Origin of the sequence: Streptomyces sp. NPDC057002 (assembly GCF_042673825.1) — a bacterium.
Lineage (GTDB): Bacteria > Actinomycetota > Actinomycetes > Streptomycetales > Streptomycetaceae > Streptomyces.
On record NZ_JBHURZ010000010.1, the window covers coordinates 276666 to 294669 of the forward strand.

Sequence of the window (18004 nt, forward strand, 5' to 3'; positions counted from 1 at the left end):
GCGGAATCCGCAGCTCCGGTTTGCCCTGTGGATAACCCCGATCAGGGACACGTCACCACAAGGGCCCCATCTCCCCCGCCTCCCGGTGCAGCGCCCCCGTTGTCACTGCCGTCCTGTTTCATGGAACGCATGGAGCACACGAGCAACGCGGATCTCCGGGCGGCGGCCGACACGGTCCTCGCCCGTCTCGTCGGGGACGCCTCGGGGGCGGCCCGGCTGCGCGAGGACCAGTGGCGGGCGATCGAGGCGCTGGTCGCCGACAGACGACGTGCCCTGGTCGTCCAGCGCACGGGCTGGGGCAAGTCCGCGGTCTATTTCGTGGCGACCTCGCTCCTGCGGGCGCGGGGCAGCGGTCCGACGGTGATCGTCTCCCCGCTGCTCGCCCTCATGCGGAACCAGGTCGAGGCGGCGGCCCGGGCCGGCATCCACGCCCGGACCATCAACTCCTCGAACACCGAGGAGTGGGAGGCCGTTCAGGACGAGATCGCCGCGGGTGAGGTGGACGTCCTGCTGGTCAGTCCCGAGCGGCTCAACAACCCGGACTTCCGGGACCAGGTACTGCCCCGGCTGGCGGCCGCCACCGGGCTGCTGGTGGTGGACGAGGCCCACTGCATCTCCGACTGGGGCCACGACTTCCGGCCGGACTACCGCCGGCTGCGCACCATGCTCGCCGACCTCCCGCCCGGTGTGCCGGTGCTCGCGACCACGGCCACCGCCAACGCCCGTGTGACGGCCGACGTCGCGGAACAGCTGGGCACCGGCGGCAGCTCGGACGCCCTGGTGCTGCGGGGCCCACTGGACCGCGACAGCCTGAGCCTGAGCGTGCTGCGGCTGCCGGACGCCGCGCATCGGATGGCCTGGCTCGCCGAGCACCTCGACGAACTGCCGGGCTCCGGGATCATCTACACGCTCACCGTGGCCGCCGCCGAGGAGGTCACCGCCTTCCTCCGGCAGCGCGGGCACACGGTCTCCTCGTACACGGGCAAGACGGAGAACGCCGATCGTCAGCAGGCCGAAGAGGACCTGCTCGCCAACAAGGTGAAGGCGCTGGTCGCCACCTCCGCACTCGGCATGGGCTTCGACAAGCCCGATCTGGGCTTCGTGGTGCACCTCGGCTCGCCCTCCTCGCCCATCGCCTACTACCAGCAGGTGGGCCGCGCGGGACGCGGTGTGGAGCACGCCGAGGTGCTCTTGCTCCCAGGGAAGGAGGACGAGGCGATCTGGAAGTACTTCGCGTCGCTCGCCTTCCCCTCGGAAGACCTGGTGCGCCGCACGCTCGATCTCCTCGCGCACGCGGAGAAGCCCCTGTCGCTGCCCGCTCTGGAGCCCCTGGTGGAACTGCGCCGCTCCCGTCTGGAGACCATGCTCAAGGTCCTCGACGTGGACGGTGCGGTCAGGCGGGTCAAGGGCGGCTGGATCTCGACCGGGCAGCCGTGGACGTACGACGCAGAGCGCTACGCCTGGGTGGCGCGCCAGCGGGAGACCGAGCAGCAGGCGATGCGCGCCTACGCGTCGACGACGGACTGCCGCATGGAGTACCTGCAGCACCAGCTCGACGACGAGGCCGCCAAGCCGTGCGGTCGCTGCGACAACTGCACGGGCCCGCGCTTCGTCGCCGACACGTCCGAGGAGGCACTCGACGCCGCGCGTGTGGACCTGGGCCGGGCGGGGGTCGAGGTGGAGCCCCGCCGCATGTGGCCCACGGGGCTGCCGGCGATCGGAGTGGACCTCAAGGGACGTATTCCGGCCGGCGAACAGGCCGCGTCGGGACGCGCCTTGGGGCGGCTGTCGGACATCGGCTGGGGCAACCGGCTGCGGCCCCTGCTCGCTCCCCAGGCCCCCGACGGGCCCGTTCCGGACGACGTGGCGAAGGCGGTGGTGAGCGTGCTGGCCGACTGGGCCAAGGGCCCCGGCGGCTGGGCTTCCGGCACGTCGGACGCCCAGCCGCGCCCGGTCGGCGTCGTCACGGTGGCGTCCCGCACCCGCCCCGCGTTGATCCACTCCCTGGGAGCGCGCATCGCGGAAGTCGGCCGACTGCCGCTGCTGGGTGCCATCGAGTACACCGGCGACGCGCACCCGGGCTCCCGGAGCAACAGCGCGCAGCGGCTGAAGGCACTCGACGGCGCTCTGACCGTGCCGCCCACCCTCGCCTCCGCCCTGGCGGAAGCCCAGGGCCCGGTCCTCCTCGTGGACGACTACACGGAGACCGGGTGGACCCTCGCGGTGGCGGCCCGCATGCTCCGACGCTCCGGTGCGCAGGGGGTGTTGCCGCTCGTACTGGCCTTGCAGGGCTGACGACCGACCCTCCGGGGCGAGGTGTCAGCCCCGGAGCACAGGGCACTCGCCACCTGCCGATTCGCGCACACCTCTGGACGCCGCACTCCGCCGTCACGTACGAACGTGTCGTGCTCGAACGCCCCATGGGTGGCCCGGCGGCGCACAGGGCAGGGATATTAGCCGCGCATCATCTGATAGCGGTCGACGGCCTCAATTGCTCGTTGCCGCATTCAAGTTCGACAGGAAGAATTGAGGTCCGCTCCCGCACGGCGCGCCCGCCGATCCGGTAGGGCTTCGCTGCGGTGCGCGCTCCCAGGAATCCGACCTCGCCCGCTGTGTGGGCGCGTAGCCGAAGGGAGGACCGTGACCTTCGGATTCGCTCCGGCCTCGGCAGCGGCGTCGACGTCCGCCGCTTCCGCCAACCGCTTGCTCGAACCCGCGGAATGGGCCGCCGCCGGGATCCCACTGTTGCGCGACCCCCGTGAGGTCGTCAGCGGACTGCATGCCCGGCACCACCCTCAGCCGGCGACCGCTGTCGTCGCCGTGCTCGACCCGGACGAGCGACTGCGGGCGAGCGCCTCGTTCGTACGCCGCCCGGCCCCGGCCGACGGCTGGATGTTCCGCAACGTGCTGCTCGCGCAGCTGCGCCGCGTCATCCCGCACGATCTGCGGCGCCGCACGCCGGTGCGGACCGCGGTGCTGCTCTACTGCCGTGAGGGCGACGCGCGTTGGACGGAGGAGGACGGCGCGTGGATGTGGGGCCTGCGCGACGCGTGCACCCTGCACGGGTTGCGCTGCGGGGCGTACATCACGCTGACGCGTGACGGCTGGCAGGTCCTCGGCGAAGGCCGCGGCGGACGCCGCCCCCACTCGGGCTCGGCACCGGAGCCGTTCGCCACTTCCGAGGCGGCGCCACCGCTGCCGCGCACCGGTGGCGCCGCCTCGGAAGTCCTGCGCCGCGCGGCGGCAGCACGCTGAAGTTCTCTGGCCGGCCAATTTCGATCGGGCGCGGTGCCGTGCCCCCAAGGCACGGCAGACGAGCCCGTGCGTGCCGACCCGCGCACGGCCACAGGACGCGTTTCCTAACCGGGCAGAGCCCGTACGCAGCAACGACGTCCAGTCCTGCGGGCATGCCGAACCGCCCACCCCGCGGAGCCGCCGTAGCGGCGCCTGAAGCCCTCCCCAGCGCCCGGCGGGACGCCGAGGAAGCGGCTCAGACCCCCGCGCCCAGCACCGAGTTGATCTGCTGCGGGTCACCGCAGACGATCAGCAGGGTGCTCGCCCGGGAGTGGGCCAGGGACAGCGCGCTCGCGGCTGCGGCCTCGGACCCGCCGTTGACGGCGACCACGACCACCGGACGCGACGCGGCGCGGGCCGCGATGGTGGCGTCCGTGTAGAAGACGTCGTCACGGGCGTCGTGCTGAGCCCAGTAGGAGGTTTCACCGAAGGACAGCTCGTGGATGGCCCAAGGGTGCTGTTCGCCGGTCGTGATCACCAGGACGTCGCTCGGGGCGCGACCGGAGTCCAGGAGCAGATCCACGGCCTCCTCGGCGGCGTCGAGCGCGCCCTGTGCGGAAGCCGGGATCAGCTGGATCTGCGGGCCGACCGGAGCGGCGGCACCGGCGGCGGGCCCGGACGGACCGGGCTTGGCGGCTGCGTCACGCGGCGTACGCTGCACCGGCGGCGCGGGCCGGAGAGGGCCTGGACGACCGGGACGCGACGGAGCCGCGGGACGGGGGCCGGGTACGGGACGGGGGGTCGGCGCGGTGCGGCCGCTGGCCGGAGTGGCGCGGGGACCCTGGGCACTCTCGTGAATCTGAGGCTCCTCGGGAATGAGAGGCATGAGTTGATTTTTATCAAACACTGGTACGGCCCGCGTCGGCGGGTGGCGCATGAGTGCGAACGAAACCGTCAGAAATCGAAGCCGAGCTGACCCTCGATTTCCGGAACACTTCCGTCCGCCCAGCTGCGGACCTTCTTGAGGTGCCGCCACTGGGGCAGCGCATCAAGATACGCCCATGACAACCGGTGGTAGGGGGTGGGGCCCCGCTCCGCCAGTGCGGCCTTGTGCACGGGGGATGGATACCCGGCGTTGTCCGCAAAACCGAAGTCTGCATGGTCGATACCCAGTTCGGCCATCATTTTGTCGCGCTGAACCTTGGCGATCACCGATGCAGCGGCCACCGCCACGCAGGACTGGTCGCCCTTGATCACCGTACGGACGCGCCAGGGCGAACCGAGATAGTCGTGCTTGCCATCGAGGATGACCGCGTCCGGGCGGACCGGCAAGGCATCCAGCGCACGCCCCGCCGCGAGCCGCAGCGCGGCCGTCATCCCCAGTTCGTCTATCTCCTCCGGGGAGGCATGACCCAGGGCGTACGACGTCACCCATGTCCGCAGTGCCTCGGCGAGTTGGGTGCGCCGCTTGATGGTGAGCAGCTTCGAGTCCGTGAGGCCCTCGGGCGGCCGGCGCAGTCCGGTGATCGCCGCGCAGACGGTGACAGGGCCGGCCCACGCGCCGCGCCCCACCTCGTCGACACCTGCAACGATCTTCGCTCCGGTCGTGGCTCGAAGGGAGCGCTCGACGGTGTGAGTAGGTGGTTCGTACGGCATGGCGCCCCTAGGTTACGCCGCCCGGAAGCGCCCGCGACACCCTGGCCCACCCCGGCGGCGTCACATCCCTCGCGAGCACCTGTCAGGAGCCACTCGGCCGCAGCAGCGGAACCATCAACTGGTCGATCATCTCCTCGATTTCATGATCCCGCCATTCGCAGCCGCACATCTTGGAGCGGTACATCATCATGGCCGGGATGGCGTCGAAGACATAGCCGTTCGCGGCGTCGGAGCGCACCTCTCCTCGCTGGATCCCCCGCTCGATGACCTCTCGAAGCATCTTGATGGTGGGTTCCACGACACCGTCGAAGATCACGCCATGAAACCGCTCGGCCTGCGTCGTATCGCATTCGTGAATCACCGAGCGAAGCGCGACACCAGGACGGGAGAACATCGCGTCCCGGGCTCGCAGACACAGCACCAAGAGGTCCTCCCGCACCCCACCCTCGTCGGGTGCCTCGTCGAAATGGGGGAGACCGGTACGCAGAGCGTCGGCGACAAGGTCCTCCTTGGACGGCCAGCGCCGGTAGACCGCGGCCTTGCCGGTCTGGGCTCCGGCGGCGACGCCCTCCATCGTCAGGCCACTCCAGCCGACGGTGCTGAGTTGGTCCAGTGCGGCGTCGAGGATCGCACGCTCGAGCACGGCGCCGCGGCGGCGGGCGGCTGTCTGAGCGGGGGCATCCGCCCAGCTCGGGGTAACCATCTGACTCTCTCCAACGAACAGAGAAGCGGGGATTTCGGGGATGTGGGGGCGTGCCGGACGGCGACAGAGGGGGACATGCCGAACGACGACGCCGCGAGTGAACGCTTGCGTTCACTGTCGGGGACTCACTACCTTTGACGCGGCAGTGAACGCGAGCGTTCACTAACGCACTCGTGGGGGACCCATAGTGACAACCTCTCCATTGCTCCAGGACCAGAAGCCAGGTGCGGCCCGCCGGGAGGGACATCCCGGCATCGCACTCGCCGTCATCGCGGCCTGCCAACTCATGGTGGTACTCGACGCGACGATTGTGAACATCGCGCTCCCGCACATTCAAGACGCGCTCAAGTTCAGCACCACCGACCTCACCTGGGTCGTCAGCTCCTACACACTCACCTTCGGCGGTCTGCTGCTCCTCGGCGGCCGCGCCGGTGACATCCTCGGCCGCCGCCGGGTCTTCATGACCGGCATCCTGCTGTTCACCCTCGCCTCGCTGCTCGGCGGGCTCGCCCAGGAGCCCTGGCAGTTGCTGGCCGCACGGGTACTGCAAGGCGTCGGGGGCGCCATCGCGTCGCCCACCTCGCTGGCCCTCATCACCACCACGTTCCCCGAGGGCCCTGAGCGCAACCGGGCCTTCGGCGTCTTCGCCGCGGTGTCGGCCGGCGGCGGCGCCATCGGCCTGCTCGCCGGCGGCATGCTCACCGAGTGGCTCGACTGGCGCTGGGTGCTCTTCGTGAACGTGCCGATCGGCGTGCTGATCGCCGTGCTCACACCGCTCTACATCAGCGAGTCCGACCGGCACACCGGCCGGTTCGACATCGCGGGTGCGGTGACCTCGACGACGGGCATGGCGTCCCTCGTCTACGGCTTCATCCGGGCGGCGGACGAGGGATGGCGGGACAGCCTCACCATCGGGTCCTTCGGCGCCGCGGTGGTCCTGCTGCTGGCCTTCGGGATCATCGAGTCCCGGGCCAAGGAACCGATCACCCCACTGCGGATGTTCGCCGACCGCAACCGCTCCGGGACGTACGTGATCATGCTGAGCCTGGCCGCGGCGATGTTCGGCATGTTCTTCTACATCGTGCTGTTCGTGCAGAACGTGCTCGGCTACAGCCCGATCCAGGCGGGGCTCGCCTTCCTGCCCGTGACGGTCGTGATCGCGCTCGGCGCGGGCCTGTCGCAGCGGTTCCTGCCGGTGCTGGGCCCCAAGCCCTTCATGCTCGCCGGCTCGGCCCTCGCGATGATCGGACTGGCCTGGCAGGCGCTCATCAGCTCCGACAGTTCCTACGTCAGCGGGGTTCTCGGCCCGATGCTGGTGTTCGGCTTCGGTATGGGGCTGAACTTCGTGACACTGACGCTCACCGCCGTCTCCGGTGTCGCCCCGCACGAGGCGGGCGCCGCGTCCGGGCTGCTCAACACGACGCAGCAGGTGGGCGGATCGCTGGGCCTGGCCATCCTGACGACGGTCTTCGGCACGGCGACCCGGGACGAGGCGGAGAAGCAGCTTCCGCAGTTCATGGCCGAGGGCTCCGCGGAGCAGAAGGCGGAGTTCGCCCGTACGCAGCAACTGCCCGCACCATGGGGGCACGAGGTGCTGGCCCAGGGCATCTCGGCAGCCTTCATCCCGGCAGCGGCGATGGCCGTCCTCGCCCTGGCCACGGCCTGGCTGGTGATCCGGGTCCGGAAGAGCGACCTGGAGGCACTCGCCGGCTCGGCCGGGCCGGGACTCGGCTGACGCGACAGCACCACGAGCCGGCTTCGACGGCTCGCCGACGGGCGTGACACTTGCCTGGCGGCGGCTGTCGGGCCGGTTCGCGACCGATTCGCTCCCCGGACGGCGCGCGAAAGCGCCCCACCAGTGGATCAGAACCGCGAGCAGGACTCCCATGTTCACCCCCATCGCTCCACTCCGATGCCTGCGCGCCCTGACGGCTCGCACAGCGGATGTCACGACAACGAGCGGGCGATTACGGAGAGTTCCCACAGTGTACGGAGAGTTCCCGCGATGTACGGAGAGTTCACGAAGAGGCTCGAGAGCCGCTGCCGCTAGGCCGACGCGGGCACCCATCCCGGGAGCGGTTCGGTCCGCTCCACCCACTCGGCGGGCGGTGTCCCCGCCTTGCCCGCGGCGATCACACCGCCGACGATGGCGCAGGTGGTGTCGACATCCCCGCCGACCTGCGCGGTCGTCCAGAACGCCTGCTCGTAGTCACCGAGGCTTCTCGCCGCCGACCAGAGGGCGAAGGGCACGGTGTCATGGGCAGTCGTCCGCCGGCCGCACCCCAGTACCGCCGCGACCGTGGCCGGGTCGCCGTAATCGAGCATGTCCCGGGCCCGGCGCAGCCCCGCGCCCACCGCGCTCTTCGGCACCAGGTCGATGACCCCGTCGAGGAGTGCCTCGGCGCCGGGCGGCCCGCCGGGATCGGCCGCGAACGAGGCGGCCGCGGCGACGGCCATCGCTCCGACGACCGCCTCACGGTGCTGGTGGGTCGTGTAGGCCGAGATCTCCGCCTGGTGGGTCGCCTGCTCGGGGTCACCCGCGTACCAGGCGCCCAGCGGGGCGATCCGCATCGCGGCGCCGTTGCCCCAGGACCCCTGTCCGTTGAAGAGCGCGGCGGCGAGTTCGCGCCAGTCTCCGCCCTCCCGGACGAGTCGCAGCAGGCGGTTGACCGCGGGGCCGTAGCCGCGGTCGAAATCGTGGTGCTCGGCGAAGGAACGGGCCAGGGCGTCCTGGTCGACGCGGTGGTGGGCGGCCAGGACGGCGACGACGGAACCGGCCATCTCCGTGTCGTCGGTCCACTGCCACAGCCCGGACGGCACCTCGCGGCGCTTCAGCAGCGGGTAGTTCACCGGCACGAAGTACTGGGAACCCAGGGCGTCCCCGACGGACAGTCCGCGCAGGCTGGCCAGGGCGCGGTCCAGGCGCACGTCATGGGAGGAGTCAGCGGTCATCGCCCTGCCACTCTATCCGGTGATCCCGTAGGGTTCGGGATCTCGCCAGCGGTCGAACGGCCGGTCGAGGGTGTACTTGCCGTCCTCTCCCAGAACGAGCATCCGCACCTCGCCGTTCCCCGGGTTCGACAGCGACTCGAACTCCGAGACCGTCCAGTGGAACCACCGCATGCAGAACAGCCGCATGGCCAGACCGTGGGTCACGATGAGGACGTTCGGCGGATGGTCGGGGTCCTCGAAGCTGCGGAACAGGCTCTCCAGGAAGCCGCCGACCCGGTCGTAGACATCGGCGCCGGACTCGCCCTGGGCGAAACGGTAGAAGAAGTGGCCGTACGCGTCCCGATAGGCCTTCTGGAGACGGACCTCGTCCCGGTCCTGCCAGTTGCCCCAGTCCTGCTCGCGCAGCCGGGGCTCCTCGCGTACGCGTATGAGGTCGGGGTCGAGGTGGAAGGAGCGCAGCGTCTCGTGCGTACGGCGGTACGGGGAGACGTACACACTGACGTGCTCACCGCCGAACCGTTCACGCAGCTGCTCGCCCGTCGCCTCCGCCTGTCGCCGGCCCTTTTCGGTCAGCGACAGGGCGTGGTCGGGTACACGCTCGTACACGGAGTCATCAACATTGCCCGTTGACTCGCCGTGCCGGACAAGGACGATGCGCCGTGGTCGTGCCATGCCAAGACCCTAGATCGGGTGAGCGCTTGCGCAGCACTCATACCCCACCCATACAGCGTAGGTCACACAGATCCTGCACCACAGGTCACACAGGTCACGCCCGTCACCGACCGGAACCAATTCGACCGAACCATTCCGAATCAGGCCGTCCGGCCGGACGGGTCAGACGGGTCAGACGGGTCAGACGGTCCAGCTCGACTCCATGCCCACGATGTCCCCGGTGAGCGCCGCCACGTCCGCCTCCGTCTGGGCTCTCAGGGCGAGCCGCTCCACGCGCTCGGTGCGGTACTTGCCGTGCTCGGCGTCCGAGCGCCACATCGACAGCACCAGGAACTCGTGCCCGGGCGCCTCGCCGAACAGCCCGCGCACCATGCCGGGAGAGCCGGCCATCGCCGGGTTCCAGACCTTCTCCTGCATCAGCACGAAATGCTCGGCCCGCTCCTCATGGACACGGCAGAGCGCCACCCGCAGCAGGTCGGCGTCCGTGAAGCGCGGTTCGAAGCCGGTCTTCACGTCGAAGCGGTAGTCGAAGAGCCTGACCTGGGCGTCCTTGAAGGTGCCCGACTGGGCCGACGCCAGCCGGTCGTGGGACCGCGCCATGAACGAGTCGTAGAAGGCGCGGCTCTCCCAGAACGCGAAGATGTGCGCCACGTCCGGCCGCCCCCGGCTCCAGCCACCCCCCTGCCCGCGAAACCCCGGCTCCCCCAGAAGCCCCGCCCACTTCCGCTGCCCCCGCTCGAAACCGCGGCGGTCCACCACGGTGCAGCGAATCCACTTGACCAGCACCGCGCCATGGTAAGGCCACGGAGCGTGGCGCCGGTCACTCTCGGCCGGACCGCTCCCCCACGCGCGCACCCGCTCCCGTGGCAGGATGGACAAACAGTCGTAAGCGCCCGGCAGTTGGGGCGAACAGGTGGGTCGGTACGGGGAAGGGGACTCTGGTGGACGGGCTCAACAAGGGACTGAGCAAGATCGAGATCGCGATGAGGTGGGATCCCAGTCCGGCAGGGCAGCCGTCCACCGATCTGGATCTCGTGGCGGCGACGTATCCGGCGGACGACCCGCACGGCGATCCCGCCTATGTGGTGCACTTCGACAGCCGCTCCCCCGACGGCACCATCTACCTCAACCGGGACAGCAAGGACGGCCAGGGCTTCGGCTACGACGAGGTCATGACGCTGGAACTCGACCGGCTCGACGACCGGTACGCGCGCGTGGTGGTCGGTGTCGTCATCCAGCAGCGCCCGGCCGAGCGCACCTTCGTCAGCGTGGTCAACCCCGGCCTGCGGATCCGCGAGGGGTACACCGTCCTCGCGGAGGATGACTTCGGCGGCGTCCTGGGGGCGACGGCCGCGACGGTCGCGGAGTTCGTCCGGGACGGCTCCGGCCCCTGGGCTTTCCACTCCGGCCTGCGCGGCTTCGAGGGCGACCCCGTGGCCTTCACCAGGACGATGGGTGCGGCTCGCGGGGCATGAGCACCATGCCGTGACATCCGCGGCCTGTGAAGACAAGAGGGGCACCGCCCGAAGGCGGTGCCCCTCTGTCATCGGCTCAGGCGCTCGGCGTCAGCTGCAGCCGCTGGTCGAGCCGCAGCCCTCGCAGATGTAGCACGAACCGGCGCGCTGCATCTTCGTACCGCAGGAGAAGCACAGCGGGGCGTCGGCCTGGATGCCCAGCTGCATCTCCACCAGTTCGGCACTGGTGTGGGCCTGCTGCGGGGCGGGCTGGGCCGCCACTTCGTTCTTCGGAGCGGTGACGGCCTTCAGCTCCTGGGCGCGCGGCGCCGACTGGGCCAGGCCCTCGACGTCGACCTCGTCCTCGTTCGGCTCGTACGAACCCGTCTCGAGGTGACGCTGACGCTCGTCGGCGGAGTGGATGCCGAGCGCGGAGCGCGTCTCGAAGGGCAGGAAGTCGAGCGCCAGGCGGCGGAAGATGTAGTCGACGATCGACTGCGCCATCCGCACGTCCGGGTCGTCCGTCATGCCGGCCGGCTCGAAGCGCATGTTCGTGAACTTCGAGACGTACGTCTCCAGGGGGACGCCGTACTGGAGGCCGACGGAGACCGCGATGGAGAAGGCGTCCATCATGCCCGCGAGGGTCGAGCCCTGCTTGGACATCTTCAGGAAGACCTCGCCCAGACCGTCGTCCGGGTAGGAGTTGGCGGTCATGTAGCCCTCGGCACCGCCGACGGTGAAGGACGTGGTGATGCCGGGACGTCCCTTCGGGAGGCGCTTGCGGACCGGGCGGTACTCGACCACCTTCTCGACCTTGGCCTCGACGGCCGCGGGCTCCTCGGCCTTCTCCTCCTCCTTCTTCTTGGCGGAGAGGGGCTGGCCGACCTTGCAGTTGTCGCGGTAGATCGCGAGCGCCTTGACGCCCAGCTTCCAGGCCTCGAAGTAGATCTCCTCGACCTCCTCGACGGTCGCCGACTCCGGCATGTTGACCGTCTTGGAGATGGCGCCGGAAATCCACGGCTGGATCGCGGCCATCATCCGGACGTGACCCATCGCGGAGATGGACCGCTCGCCCATGGCGCAGTCGAACACCTCGTAGTGCTCGGGCTTGAGGCTCGGGGCGTCGATCACATTGCCGTGGTCGGCGATGTGGGCGACGATCGCCTCGATCTGCTCTTCCAGGTAGCCCAGGCGGCGCAGGGCCTGCGGGACGGTGCCGTTGACGATCTGCATCGAGCCGCCGCCGACCAGCTTCTTGAACTTGACCAGCGCGAGGTCGGGCTCGACACCGGTGGTGTCGCAGGACATCGCGAGGCCGATGGTGCCGGTCGGGGCGAGCACCGACGCCTGGGAGTTACGGAAACCGTTCTTCTCACCGAGGCGCACCACGTCCTGCCAGGCCTCGCTGGCGGCCGCCCACACCGGGGTGTCCAGGTCGTCCATGCGGACGGCCTTGTCGTTGGCGTCCGAGTGCTGCTTCATGACGCGCTTGTGGGCGTCGGCGTTGCGGGCGTAGCCGTCGTACGGGCCGACGACCGCGGCGAGTTCGGCGGAGCGACGGTACGCCGTACCGGTCATCAGCGAGGTGATGGAGCCGGCGAGGGCGCGGCCGCCGTCGGAGTCGTAGGCGTGGCCGGTCGCCATCAGCAGGGCGCCGAGGTTGGCGTAGCCGATGCCGAGCTGGCGGAACGCGCGCGTGTTCTCGCCGATCTTCTGGGTCGGGAAGTCGGCGAAGCAGATCGAGATGTCCATCGCGGTGATGACCAGCTCGACGACCTTCTGGAAGCGCTCGGCCGCGAAGGACTGGTTGCCCTGGCCGTCGTCCTTGAGGAACTTCATCAGGTTCAGCGAGGCCAGGTTGCAGGACGTGTTGTCCAGGTGCATGTACTCGCTGCACGGGTTCGACGCGGTGATCCGGCCGGACTCGGGGCAGGTGTGCCAGTTGTTGATGGTGCCGTCGTACTGGATGCCGGGGTCGGCGCAGGCCCACGCGGCCTCGGCGATCTTGCGGAAGAGCGCCTTGGCGTCGACCTCCTCGATGACCTCGCCGGTCATCCGGCCGCGCAGCCCGAACTGGCCGCCCTGCTCGACCGCGGTCATGAACTCGTCGTTCACGCGGACCGAGTTGTTGGCGTTCTGGTACTGGACGGACGCGATGTCGTCGCCGCCCAGGTCCATGTCGAAGCCCGCGTCCCGCAGGATGCGGATCTTCTCCTCTTCCTTGACCTTGGTCTCGATGAAGTCCTCGATGTCCGGGTGGTCCACGTCGAGGACGACCATCTTGGCGGCACGGCGGGTGGCGCCACCGGACTTGATCGTTCCTGCGGAGGCGTCGGCTCCGCGCATGAAGGAGACCGGGCCGGAGGCGTTGCCGCCGGAGGACAGCAGTTCCTTGGAGGAGCGGATCCGGGAGAGGTTCAGGCCGGCGCCGGAGCCGCCCTTGAAGATCATGCCCTCTTCCTTGTACCAGTCGAGGATCGACTCCATGGAGTCGTCGACGGCCAGGATGAAGCAGGCGGAGACCTGCTGGGGCTGCTTGGTGCCGACGTTGAACCAGACAGGGCTGTTGAAGCTGAAGATCTGGTGCAGGAGGGCGTACGCCAGCTCGTGCTCGAAGATCTCGGCATCGGCGGGAGAGGCGAAGTACTTGTGGTCCTCGCCAGCCTTCCGGTACGTCTTCACGATGCGGTCGATCAGCTGCTTGAGGCCGGTCTCGCGCTGCGGGGTGCCGACGGCACCGCGGAAGTACTTGCTGGTGACGATGTTGACCGCGTTCACCGACCAGAAGTCGGGGAACTCGACGCCGCGCTGCTCGAAGTTGACCGAGCCGTCGCGCCAGTTGGTCATGACGACGTCACGGCTCTCCCACGCCACCTCGTCATAGGGGTGGACCCCAGGGGTGGTGTGGATGCGCTCGATACGCAGACCCTTGTTCGCCTTGGTGCCCTTGGCGCGGGAACTCCGTGCCGGACCGCTCGCCGTCTCTGTCATGCCGCCTCCCTGTACGGGCGAAAACGCCCTGAAGTGCCCCGTTGTTCCCGTGGCACGGTGTTCTGTCTGGTGCTGCGGGCACCTACTCACATCGCCCGCAACAGGTCTTTACATCGCCGCCGCCCGGCCGGGCCCGGAGCTGCCGTCCGGGTCCGGCCCGCCGGTCAGTCGGCGGCGCCTGCGGGCTCGGGGACCTGTGTGGTCCCTCCGGGCCCGCGGTCGTCTTCCTGGCTCCCCGCACCCGTGTCCTCGCGGTCGCCGTCGTCCGCGTCGGTGCGTCCCGTCTCTTGCCTCAGTTCCGTGATGGCCGCCTCGAAGTCCTCGAGCGAGTCGAACGCCCGGTAGACGGAGGCGAATCGCAGATAGGCGACGAGATCGAGCTCCTGCAACGGGCCGAGAATGGCCAGCCCCACGTCGTGGGTGGTCAGCTCGGCGCTTCCGGTGGCCCGCACCGCCTCCTCGACCCGCTGGCCGAGCTGGGCGAGCGCGTCCTCGGTGACGGGCCGTCCCTGGCACGCCTTGCGCACACCGTTGATGACCTTGGTGCGACTGAAGGGTTCGGTGACTCCGGACCGCTTGACCACCATGAGCGAGCACGTCTCCACGGTCGTGAAACGACGGGAGCAGTCAGGGCACTGGCGGCGCCTGCGGATCGACGTGCCGTCGTCGGTCGTACGACTGTCGACGACACGGCTGTCGGGGTGCCTGCAGAAGGGGCAGTGCATGAACTCCCAACCCTCCTCACAGCAGACTCAATAGCCTCGCCGGGCCTCTTGCGCCCCACGAAGCAGTCCCAAGCATAGGCGATGACCATGGGCACTGAGACCCGGGGGACCACAACTTGTGGGCTGCTGCTGCAATCCAACCACTAGATGTGGGGATTGGCTCATACATCCACGCCACCCACGCGTGTCGCACGCGTAGCCGCAGGTGAGGCCCGACAGGCCGAGCCGCACCGGCCTCGACCGCACACCGCCGCCCCGCTGTTCACCGGCGAAGGGACGCGCCACTCGCGCGCGGTGGCATCCGTTCACGCACGGCCGTATCGCTACGGCACATGCGGAGATACCGTGGGCGCCGCGAGGAGGGGGCGTGGGACTCCCGCACAGATGACCGCTGGTCCCAGGGCAGGGGAATGCCGGATGGCAGACTGGGGCAACAGTCCACGAGGTGATCACCCCGGCGGTGAAGAGTACAGCAATGAACCCTTTTGCCCGCCAGGAAACGCGGCAGCCAATACACCCGGACGCATGATCGTGGCAGTCGATTCACGATTTTTCACTCGAACGTGTGTTTGGCGCAACCTTTCGAAACCAACTACCGTTGTCCAGCAGGGAGACCATCGAGAGGGGCCGACGTGACCACCACCGCAGACAGTGCCACCATCACTGCCCAGGACCGCTCCCAGGGCCGACTCGAGCCGGTGCACGCGATGAACGAAGTTACGAACCCGGAGGGGCACAAGCGCTCCTTGCCGGGACGACCTCCCGGCATCCGGGCGGACAGCTCCGGACTTACCGACCGCCAACGCCGCGTGATCGAGGTCATCAGGGACTCAGTGCAGCGGCGCGGCTACCCGCCGTCGATGCGGGAGATCGGCCAGGCCGTCGGCCTTTCCAGCACCTCCTCCGTCGCACACCAGCTGATGGCACTGGAGCGCAAGGGCTTCCTGCGCCGCGACCCGCACCGCCCGCGCGCGTACGAGGTGCGCGGCTCGGACCAGGCCGCCTCCGTGCAGCCCACGGACACCGCGGGCAAGCCCGCCGCGTCGTACGTCCCGCTGGTCGGCAGGATCGCCGCCGGTGGCCCGATTCTCGCCGAGGAGTCCGTCGAAGACGTCTTCCCTCTCCCCCGCCAGCTCGTCGGCGACGGTGAGCTGTTCGTCCTGAAGGTCGTCGGTGACTCGATGATCGAAGCCGCGATCTGCGACGGCGACTGGGTCACGGTCCGCCGCCAGCCGGTCGCGGAGAACGGCGACATCGTGGCCGCGATGCTCGACGGAGAGGCCACCGTCAAGCGCTTCAAGCGCGAGGACGGCCACGTCTGGCTCCTGCCGCACAACGCGGCCTACGAGCCGATCCCCGGCGACGACGCGACCATCCTCGGCAAGGTGGTGGCCGTACTGCGCCGCGTCTGACGCCACGCACCGCGTCGGGCGGGCCCCAGCGGGCCCGCCCTCTGACCGGGCCCCGGAACCCCTGCGCCGGTTCCGGGGCCCTGTGCTGTCCGGGCCCGGTACCCGCGGACCGGCCTGAGACCGAGTGGGCGGTGGGGGTCGGCGGTGGCTCCGCCACCGCGGATACCGACCCCCGAGAATCACCCGGCTTCCGTCTGCTGCGCCGCCGCGTCGATCGCCGCCAGCGACTTCCGCACCTGATTACGGTCGGCCGTGAACCAGAAGTCGGGCATCGACGCCTTCAGATAGCCCCCGTACCGGGCCGTCGCCAGCCTCTGGTCCAGCACGGCGACCACACCGCGATCGCCCGACGCCCGTACGAGACGGCCGGCGCCCTGGGCCATGAGGAGCGCGGCGTGAGTGGCGGCGACCGCCATGAAGCCATTGCCGCCCGCATCCTCCACGGCCTTCTGGCGGGCGCTCATCAGCGGATCGTCGGGGCGCGGGAACGGGATCTTGTCCATCACGACCAGTTGGCAGCTGGGCCCGGGGACGTCCACGCCCTGCCACAGCGACAGCGTGCCGAACAGACAGGTCTTCGGGTCCGCCGCGAAGTTCTTGATGAGCTCGCCGAGCGTCTCCTCGCCCTGGAGGAGGATCGGGAACTCCGGGATCCGGGAGCGCAGTTCCTCGGCGGCCAGCTGGGCGCCGCGCATGGAGGAGAACAGGCCCAGGGTGCGGCCGCCCGCCGCCTGGATCAGCTCGGTGAGCTCGTCGAGCATGTCCGCGCGGTCCCCGTCCCGCGCCGGGCGTGCCAGGTGCTTGGCGACGTACAGGATGCCCTGCTTGCGGTAGTCGAAGGGCGAGCCGACGTCGATGCCCTTCCACTGCGGGAGGTCGTCGCCCTCGGTGCCCTCGGGAGCGAGACCGAGGGAGGCACCGACGCCGTTGAAGTCGCCGCCCAGCTTCAGCGTCGCGGACGTCAGGACGACGGAGCGGTCCGCGAAGAGCTTCTCCCGCAGGAGGCCCGAGACGGACATGGGGGCGACCCGCAGGGAGGCGCCGAAGCGGTCGTGGCGCTCGTACCAGACCACGTCCCATTCGGAGCCGTTCGTGATCCGCTCCGCCACGTCGTGCACGTTCTCCACGGCCGCCAGGGCCTGTTTGCGGACCGCGTCCTCGTCCTGGACGGACTTGTCGCGGGTCGCGCCGATCCCGGAGATGACGGTGCGGCACGCGTCGCGCAATGCCATGAGCGCGTAGCCGAGGTCCTCGGGGATTTCCTCGAGCCGGCCCGGCAGAGCCAGCTCCATCAGCCGTTCGAACCCCTCGGAGGCGGTCTGGAGCTGGTCCGCCGCCTTCTCGTTGACGAGTTTCGCTGCGCGGCGCACCGCGCGGTTGACCTGGCCGGGGGTGAGCTCGCCGGTGGCGACTCCGGTGACCCGGGAGACCAGCTCATGGGCCTCGTCGACGATCAGCACCTCGTGCTGCGGGAGGACCGGGGCGCCCTCGATGGCGTCGATGGCGAGCAGCGCGTGGTTGGTGACGACGACATCGGAGAGCTTGGCGCGCTCGCGGGCCATCTCGGCGAAGCACTCCGCTCCGTACGCGCACTTCGAGGCGCCCAGGCACTCTCTCGACGACACCGACACCTGGGCCCAGGCCCGGTCCGAGATACCCGGCGTGAGGTTGTCACGGTCCCCGGTCTCGGTCTCGTCGGCCCAGTCGCGCACCCGCAGCAGGTCCTGACCCAGCTTGCTGGTGGGAGCGGCCGCCTCGAACTGGTCGAAGAGGCCTTCTTCCTCGTCCTGCGGGACACCCTCGTGCAGACGGTGCAGGCACAGGTAGTTCGACCGGCCCTTGAGCATCGCGAACTCCGGGCGGCGGCGCAGCAGGGGGTGCAGCGACTCGACCGTTCTCGGCAGGTCGCGCTCCACCAGCTGGCGCTGCAGGGCCAGGGTGGCGGTCGCGACGACCACACGCTCCCCGTGAGCGAGCGCGGGCACCAGGTAGCCCAGTGACTTTCCGGTGCCGGTGCCGGCCTGGACCAGCAGGTGGGAGCCGCCGTCGATCGCTTCCGCGACGGATTCGGCCATGGTCACCTGACCGGGGCGCTCCGTACCGCCGACGGCAGTGACGGCGGCATGCAGGAGTTCGGGGAGTGAGGGCTTCGTCATAGCGCGACCACCCTACGACCCGGCACTGACAAACGGGTGATCAAGGCGG

At 69.7% G+C, this 18004-nt stretch carries 14 protein-coding genes; 5 read left to right on the forward strand and 9 right to left on the reverse strand.

Features of this window, described 5'->3' with window-relative positions:
* Positions 1–129: 129 nt before the first annotated feature.
* Together ACFT32_RS38825 and ACFT32_RS38830 are read left to right on the forward strand one after the other, a co-directional pair.
* On the forward strand, positions 130–2295 hold the full coding sequence (locus ACFT32_RS38825; RefSeq protein WP_382498577.1) for a RecQ family ATP-dependent DNA helicase: 2166 nt from the start codon (positions 130–132) through the stop codon (positions 2293–2295).
* 345 nt (positions 2296–2640) lie between these two features.
* Positions 2641–3255, forward strand: a complete 615-nt coding sequence (locus ACFT32_RS38830) for a hypothetical protein (protein ID WP_382498579.1) — start codon at positions 2641–2643, stop codon at positions 3253–3255.
* Positions 3256–3490: 235 nt separating this feature from the next.
* Here ACFT32_RS38830 and ACFT32_RS38835 read toward each other — a convergent pair whose 3' ends face one another.
* The 3 genes from ACFT32_RS38835 to ACFT32_RS38845 all read right to left on the reverse strand — a co-directional run bounded on the left by ACFT32_RS38835 (position 3491) and on the right by ACFT32_RS38845 (position 5593).
* On the reverse strand, positions 3491–4120 hold the full coding sequence (locus ACFT32_RS38835) for a hypothetical protein (protein WP_382498582.1): 630 nt from the start codon (positions 4118–4120) through the stop codon (positions 3491–3493).
* Positions 4121–4188: 68 nt separating this feature from the next.
* Entirely contained in the window at positions 4189–4890 is a 702-nt protein-coding gene (locus tag ACFT32_RS38840; RefSeq protein ID WP_382498584.1) for a ribonuclease HII, read from the reverse strand.
* An 82-nt stretch (positions 4891–4972) separates the two neighbouring features.
* Positions 4973–5593 carry a TetR/AcrR family transcriptional regulator gene (locus ACFT32_RS38845; protein ID WP_382498586.1) on the reverse strand — a complete coding sequence of 207 codons (621 nt, stop codon included), beginning with the start codon at positions 5591–5593 and terminating at the stop codon, positions 4973–4975.
* Between the two features lie 187 nt (positions 5594–5780).
* On the opposite strand from ACFT32_RS38845, the gene ACFT32_RS38850 reads away from it, so the two are divergent.
* Positions 5781–7328: an MFS transporter gene (locus tag ACFT32_RS38850; protein ID WP_382498589.1), complete on the forward strand. Its 1548-nt coding sequence runs from the start codon at positions 5781–5783 to the stop codon at positions 7326–7328.
* A gap of 311 nt (positions 7329–7639) precedes the next feature.
* On the opposite strand, the gene ACFT32_RS38855 is transcribed toward ACFT32_RS38850, so the two are convergent.
* From ACFT32_RS38855 to ACFT32_RS38865, 3 genes are all read right to left on the reverse strand, one after another.
* Positions 7640–8545 carry an ADP-ribosylglycohydrolase family protein gene (locus ACFT32_RS38855; RefSeq protein ID WP_382498591.1) on the reverse strand — a complete coding sequence of 302 codons (906 nt, stop codon included), beginning with the start codon at positions 8543–8545 and terminating at the stop codon, positions 7640–7642.
* A 12-nt stretch (positions 8546–8557) separates the two neighbouring features.
* Positions 8558–9217 (reverse strand): histidine phosphatase family protein, encoded by a 660-nt coding sequence (locus ACFT32_RS38860; RefSeq protein ID WP_382498593.1) that lies wholly within the window; start codon positions 9215–9217, stop codon positions 8558–8560.
* A gap of 180 nt (positions 9218–9397) precedes the next feature.
* Positions 9398–10003, reverse strand: a complete 606-nt coding sequence (locus tag ACFT32_RS38865) for a YdbC family protein (protein WP_382498595.1) — start codon at positions 10001–10003, stop codon at positions 9398–9400.
* A gap of 155 nt (positions 10004–10158) precedes the next feature.
* On the opposite strand from ACFT32_RS38865, the gene ACFT32_RS38870 reads away from it, so the two are divergent.
* Complete coding sequence (locus ACFT32_RS38870) at positions 10159–10692, forward strand: TerD family protein (protein ID WP_382498596.1); 534 nt, start codon at positions 10159–10161, stop codon at positions 10690–10692.
* Positions 10693–10782: 90 nt separating this feature from the next.
* Here the strand turns inward: ACFT32_RS38870 and ACFT32_RS38875 are convergent, their stop codons facing one another.
* Positions 10783–13662, reverse strand: coding sequence for a vitamin B12-dependent ribonucleotide reductase (locus ACFT32_RS38875; RefSeq protein ID WP_382498597.1), 2880 nt, complete (start codon positions 13660–13662; stop codon positions 10783–10785).
* Positions 13663–13826: 164 nt separating this feature from the next.
* The gene (gene nrdR, locus ACFT32_RS38880; protein WP_382498599.1) at positions 13827–14387 is read right to left on the reverse strand and encodes a transcriptional regulator NrdR; all 561 of its coding nucleotides are present in this window, start codon (positions 14385–14387) and stop codon (positions 13827–13829) included.
* Positions 14388–15019: 632 nt separating this feature from the next.
* On the opposite strand from nrdR, the gene lexA reads away from it, so the two are divergent.
* Positions 15020–15799: a transcriptional repressor LexA gene (gene lexA / locus ACFT32_RS38885; RefSeq protein WP_215118136.1), complete on the forward strand. Its 780-nt coding sequence runs from the start codon at positions 15020–15022 to the stop codon at positions 15797–15799.
* A gap of 179 nt (positions 15800–15978) precedes the next feature.
* Here lexA and ACFT32_RS38890 read toward each other — a convergent pair whose 3' ends face one another.
* Positions 15979–17955 (reverse strand): ATP-dependent DNA helicase, encoded by a 1977-nt coding sequence (locus ACFT32_RS38890; RefSeq protein WP_382498601.1) that lies wholly within the window; start codon positions 17953–17955, stop codon positions 15979–15981.
* Between the last annotated feature and the right edge of the window lie 49 nt (positions 17956–18004).

Excerpts from the sequence above, each read along its gene's own strand:
- ACFT32_RS38875 (WP_382498597.1), bottom strand. The coding sequence starts at position 13,662 with ATGACAGAGACGGCGAGCGGTCCGGCACGGAGTTCCCGCGCCAAGGGC.
- ACFT32_RS38840 (WP_382498584.1), bottom strand. The coding sequence starts at position 4,890 with ATGCCGTACGAACCACCTACTCACACCGTCGAGCGCTCCCTTCGAGCC.
- ACFT32_RS38890 (WP_382498601.1), bottom strand. The coding sequence starts at position 17,955 with ATGACGAAGCCCTCACTCCCCGAACTCCTGCATGCCGCCGTCACTGCC.
- ACFT32_RS38845 (WP_382498586.1), bottom strand. The coding sequence starts at position 5,593 with ATGGTTACCCCGAGCTGGGCGGATGCCCCCGCTCAGACAGCCGCCCGC.
- nrdR (WP_382498599.1), bottom strand. The coding sequence starts at position 14,387 with ATGCACTGCCCCTTCTGCAGGCACCCCGACAGCCGTGTCGTCGACAGT.
- ACFT32_RS38825 (WP_382498577.1), top strand. The coding sequence starts at position 130 with ATGGAGCACACGAGCAACGCGGATCTCCGGGCGGCGGCCGACACGGTC.
- ACFT32_RS38860 (WP_382498593.1), bottom strand. The coding sequence starts at position 9,217 with ATGGCACGACCACGGCGCATCGTCCTTGTCCGGCACGGCGAGTCAACG.
- ACFT32_RS38835 (WP_382498582.1), bottom strand. The coding sequence starts at position 4,120 with ATGCCTCTCATTCCCGAGGAGCCTCAGATTCACGAGAGTGCCCAGGGT.
- ACFT32_RS38855 (WP_382498591.1), bottom strand. The coding sequence starts at position 8,545 with ATGACCGCTGACTCCTCCCATGACGTGCGCCTGGACCGCGCCCTGGCC.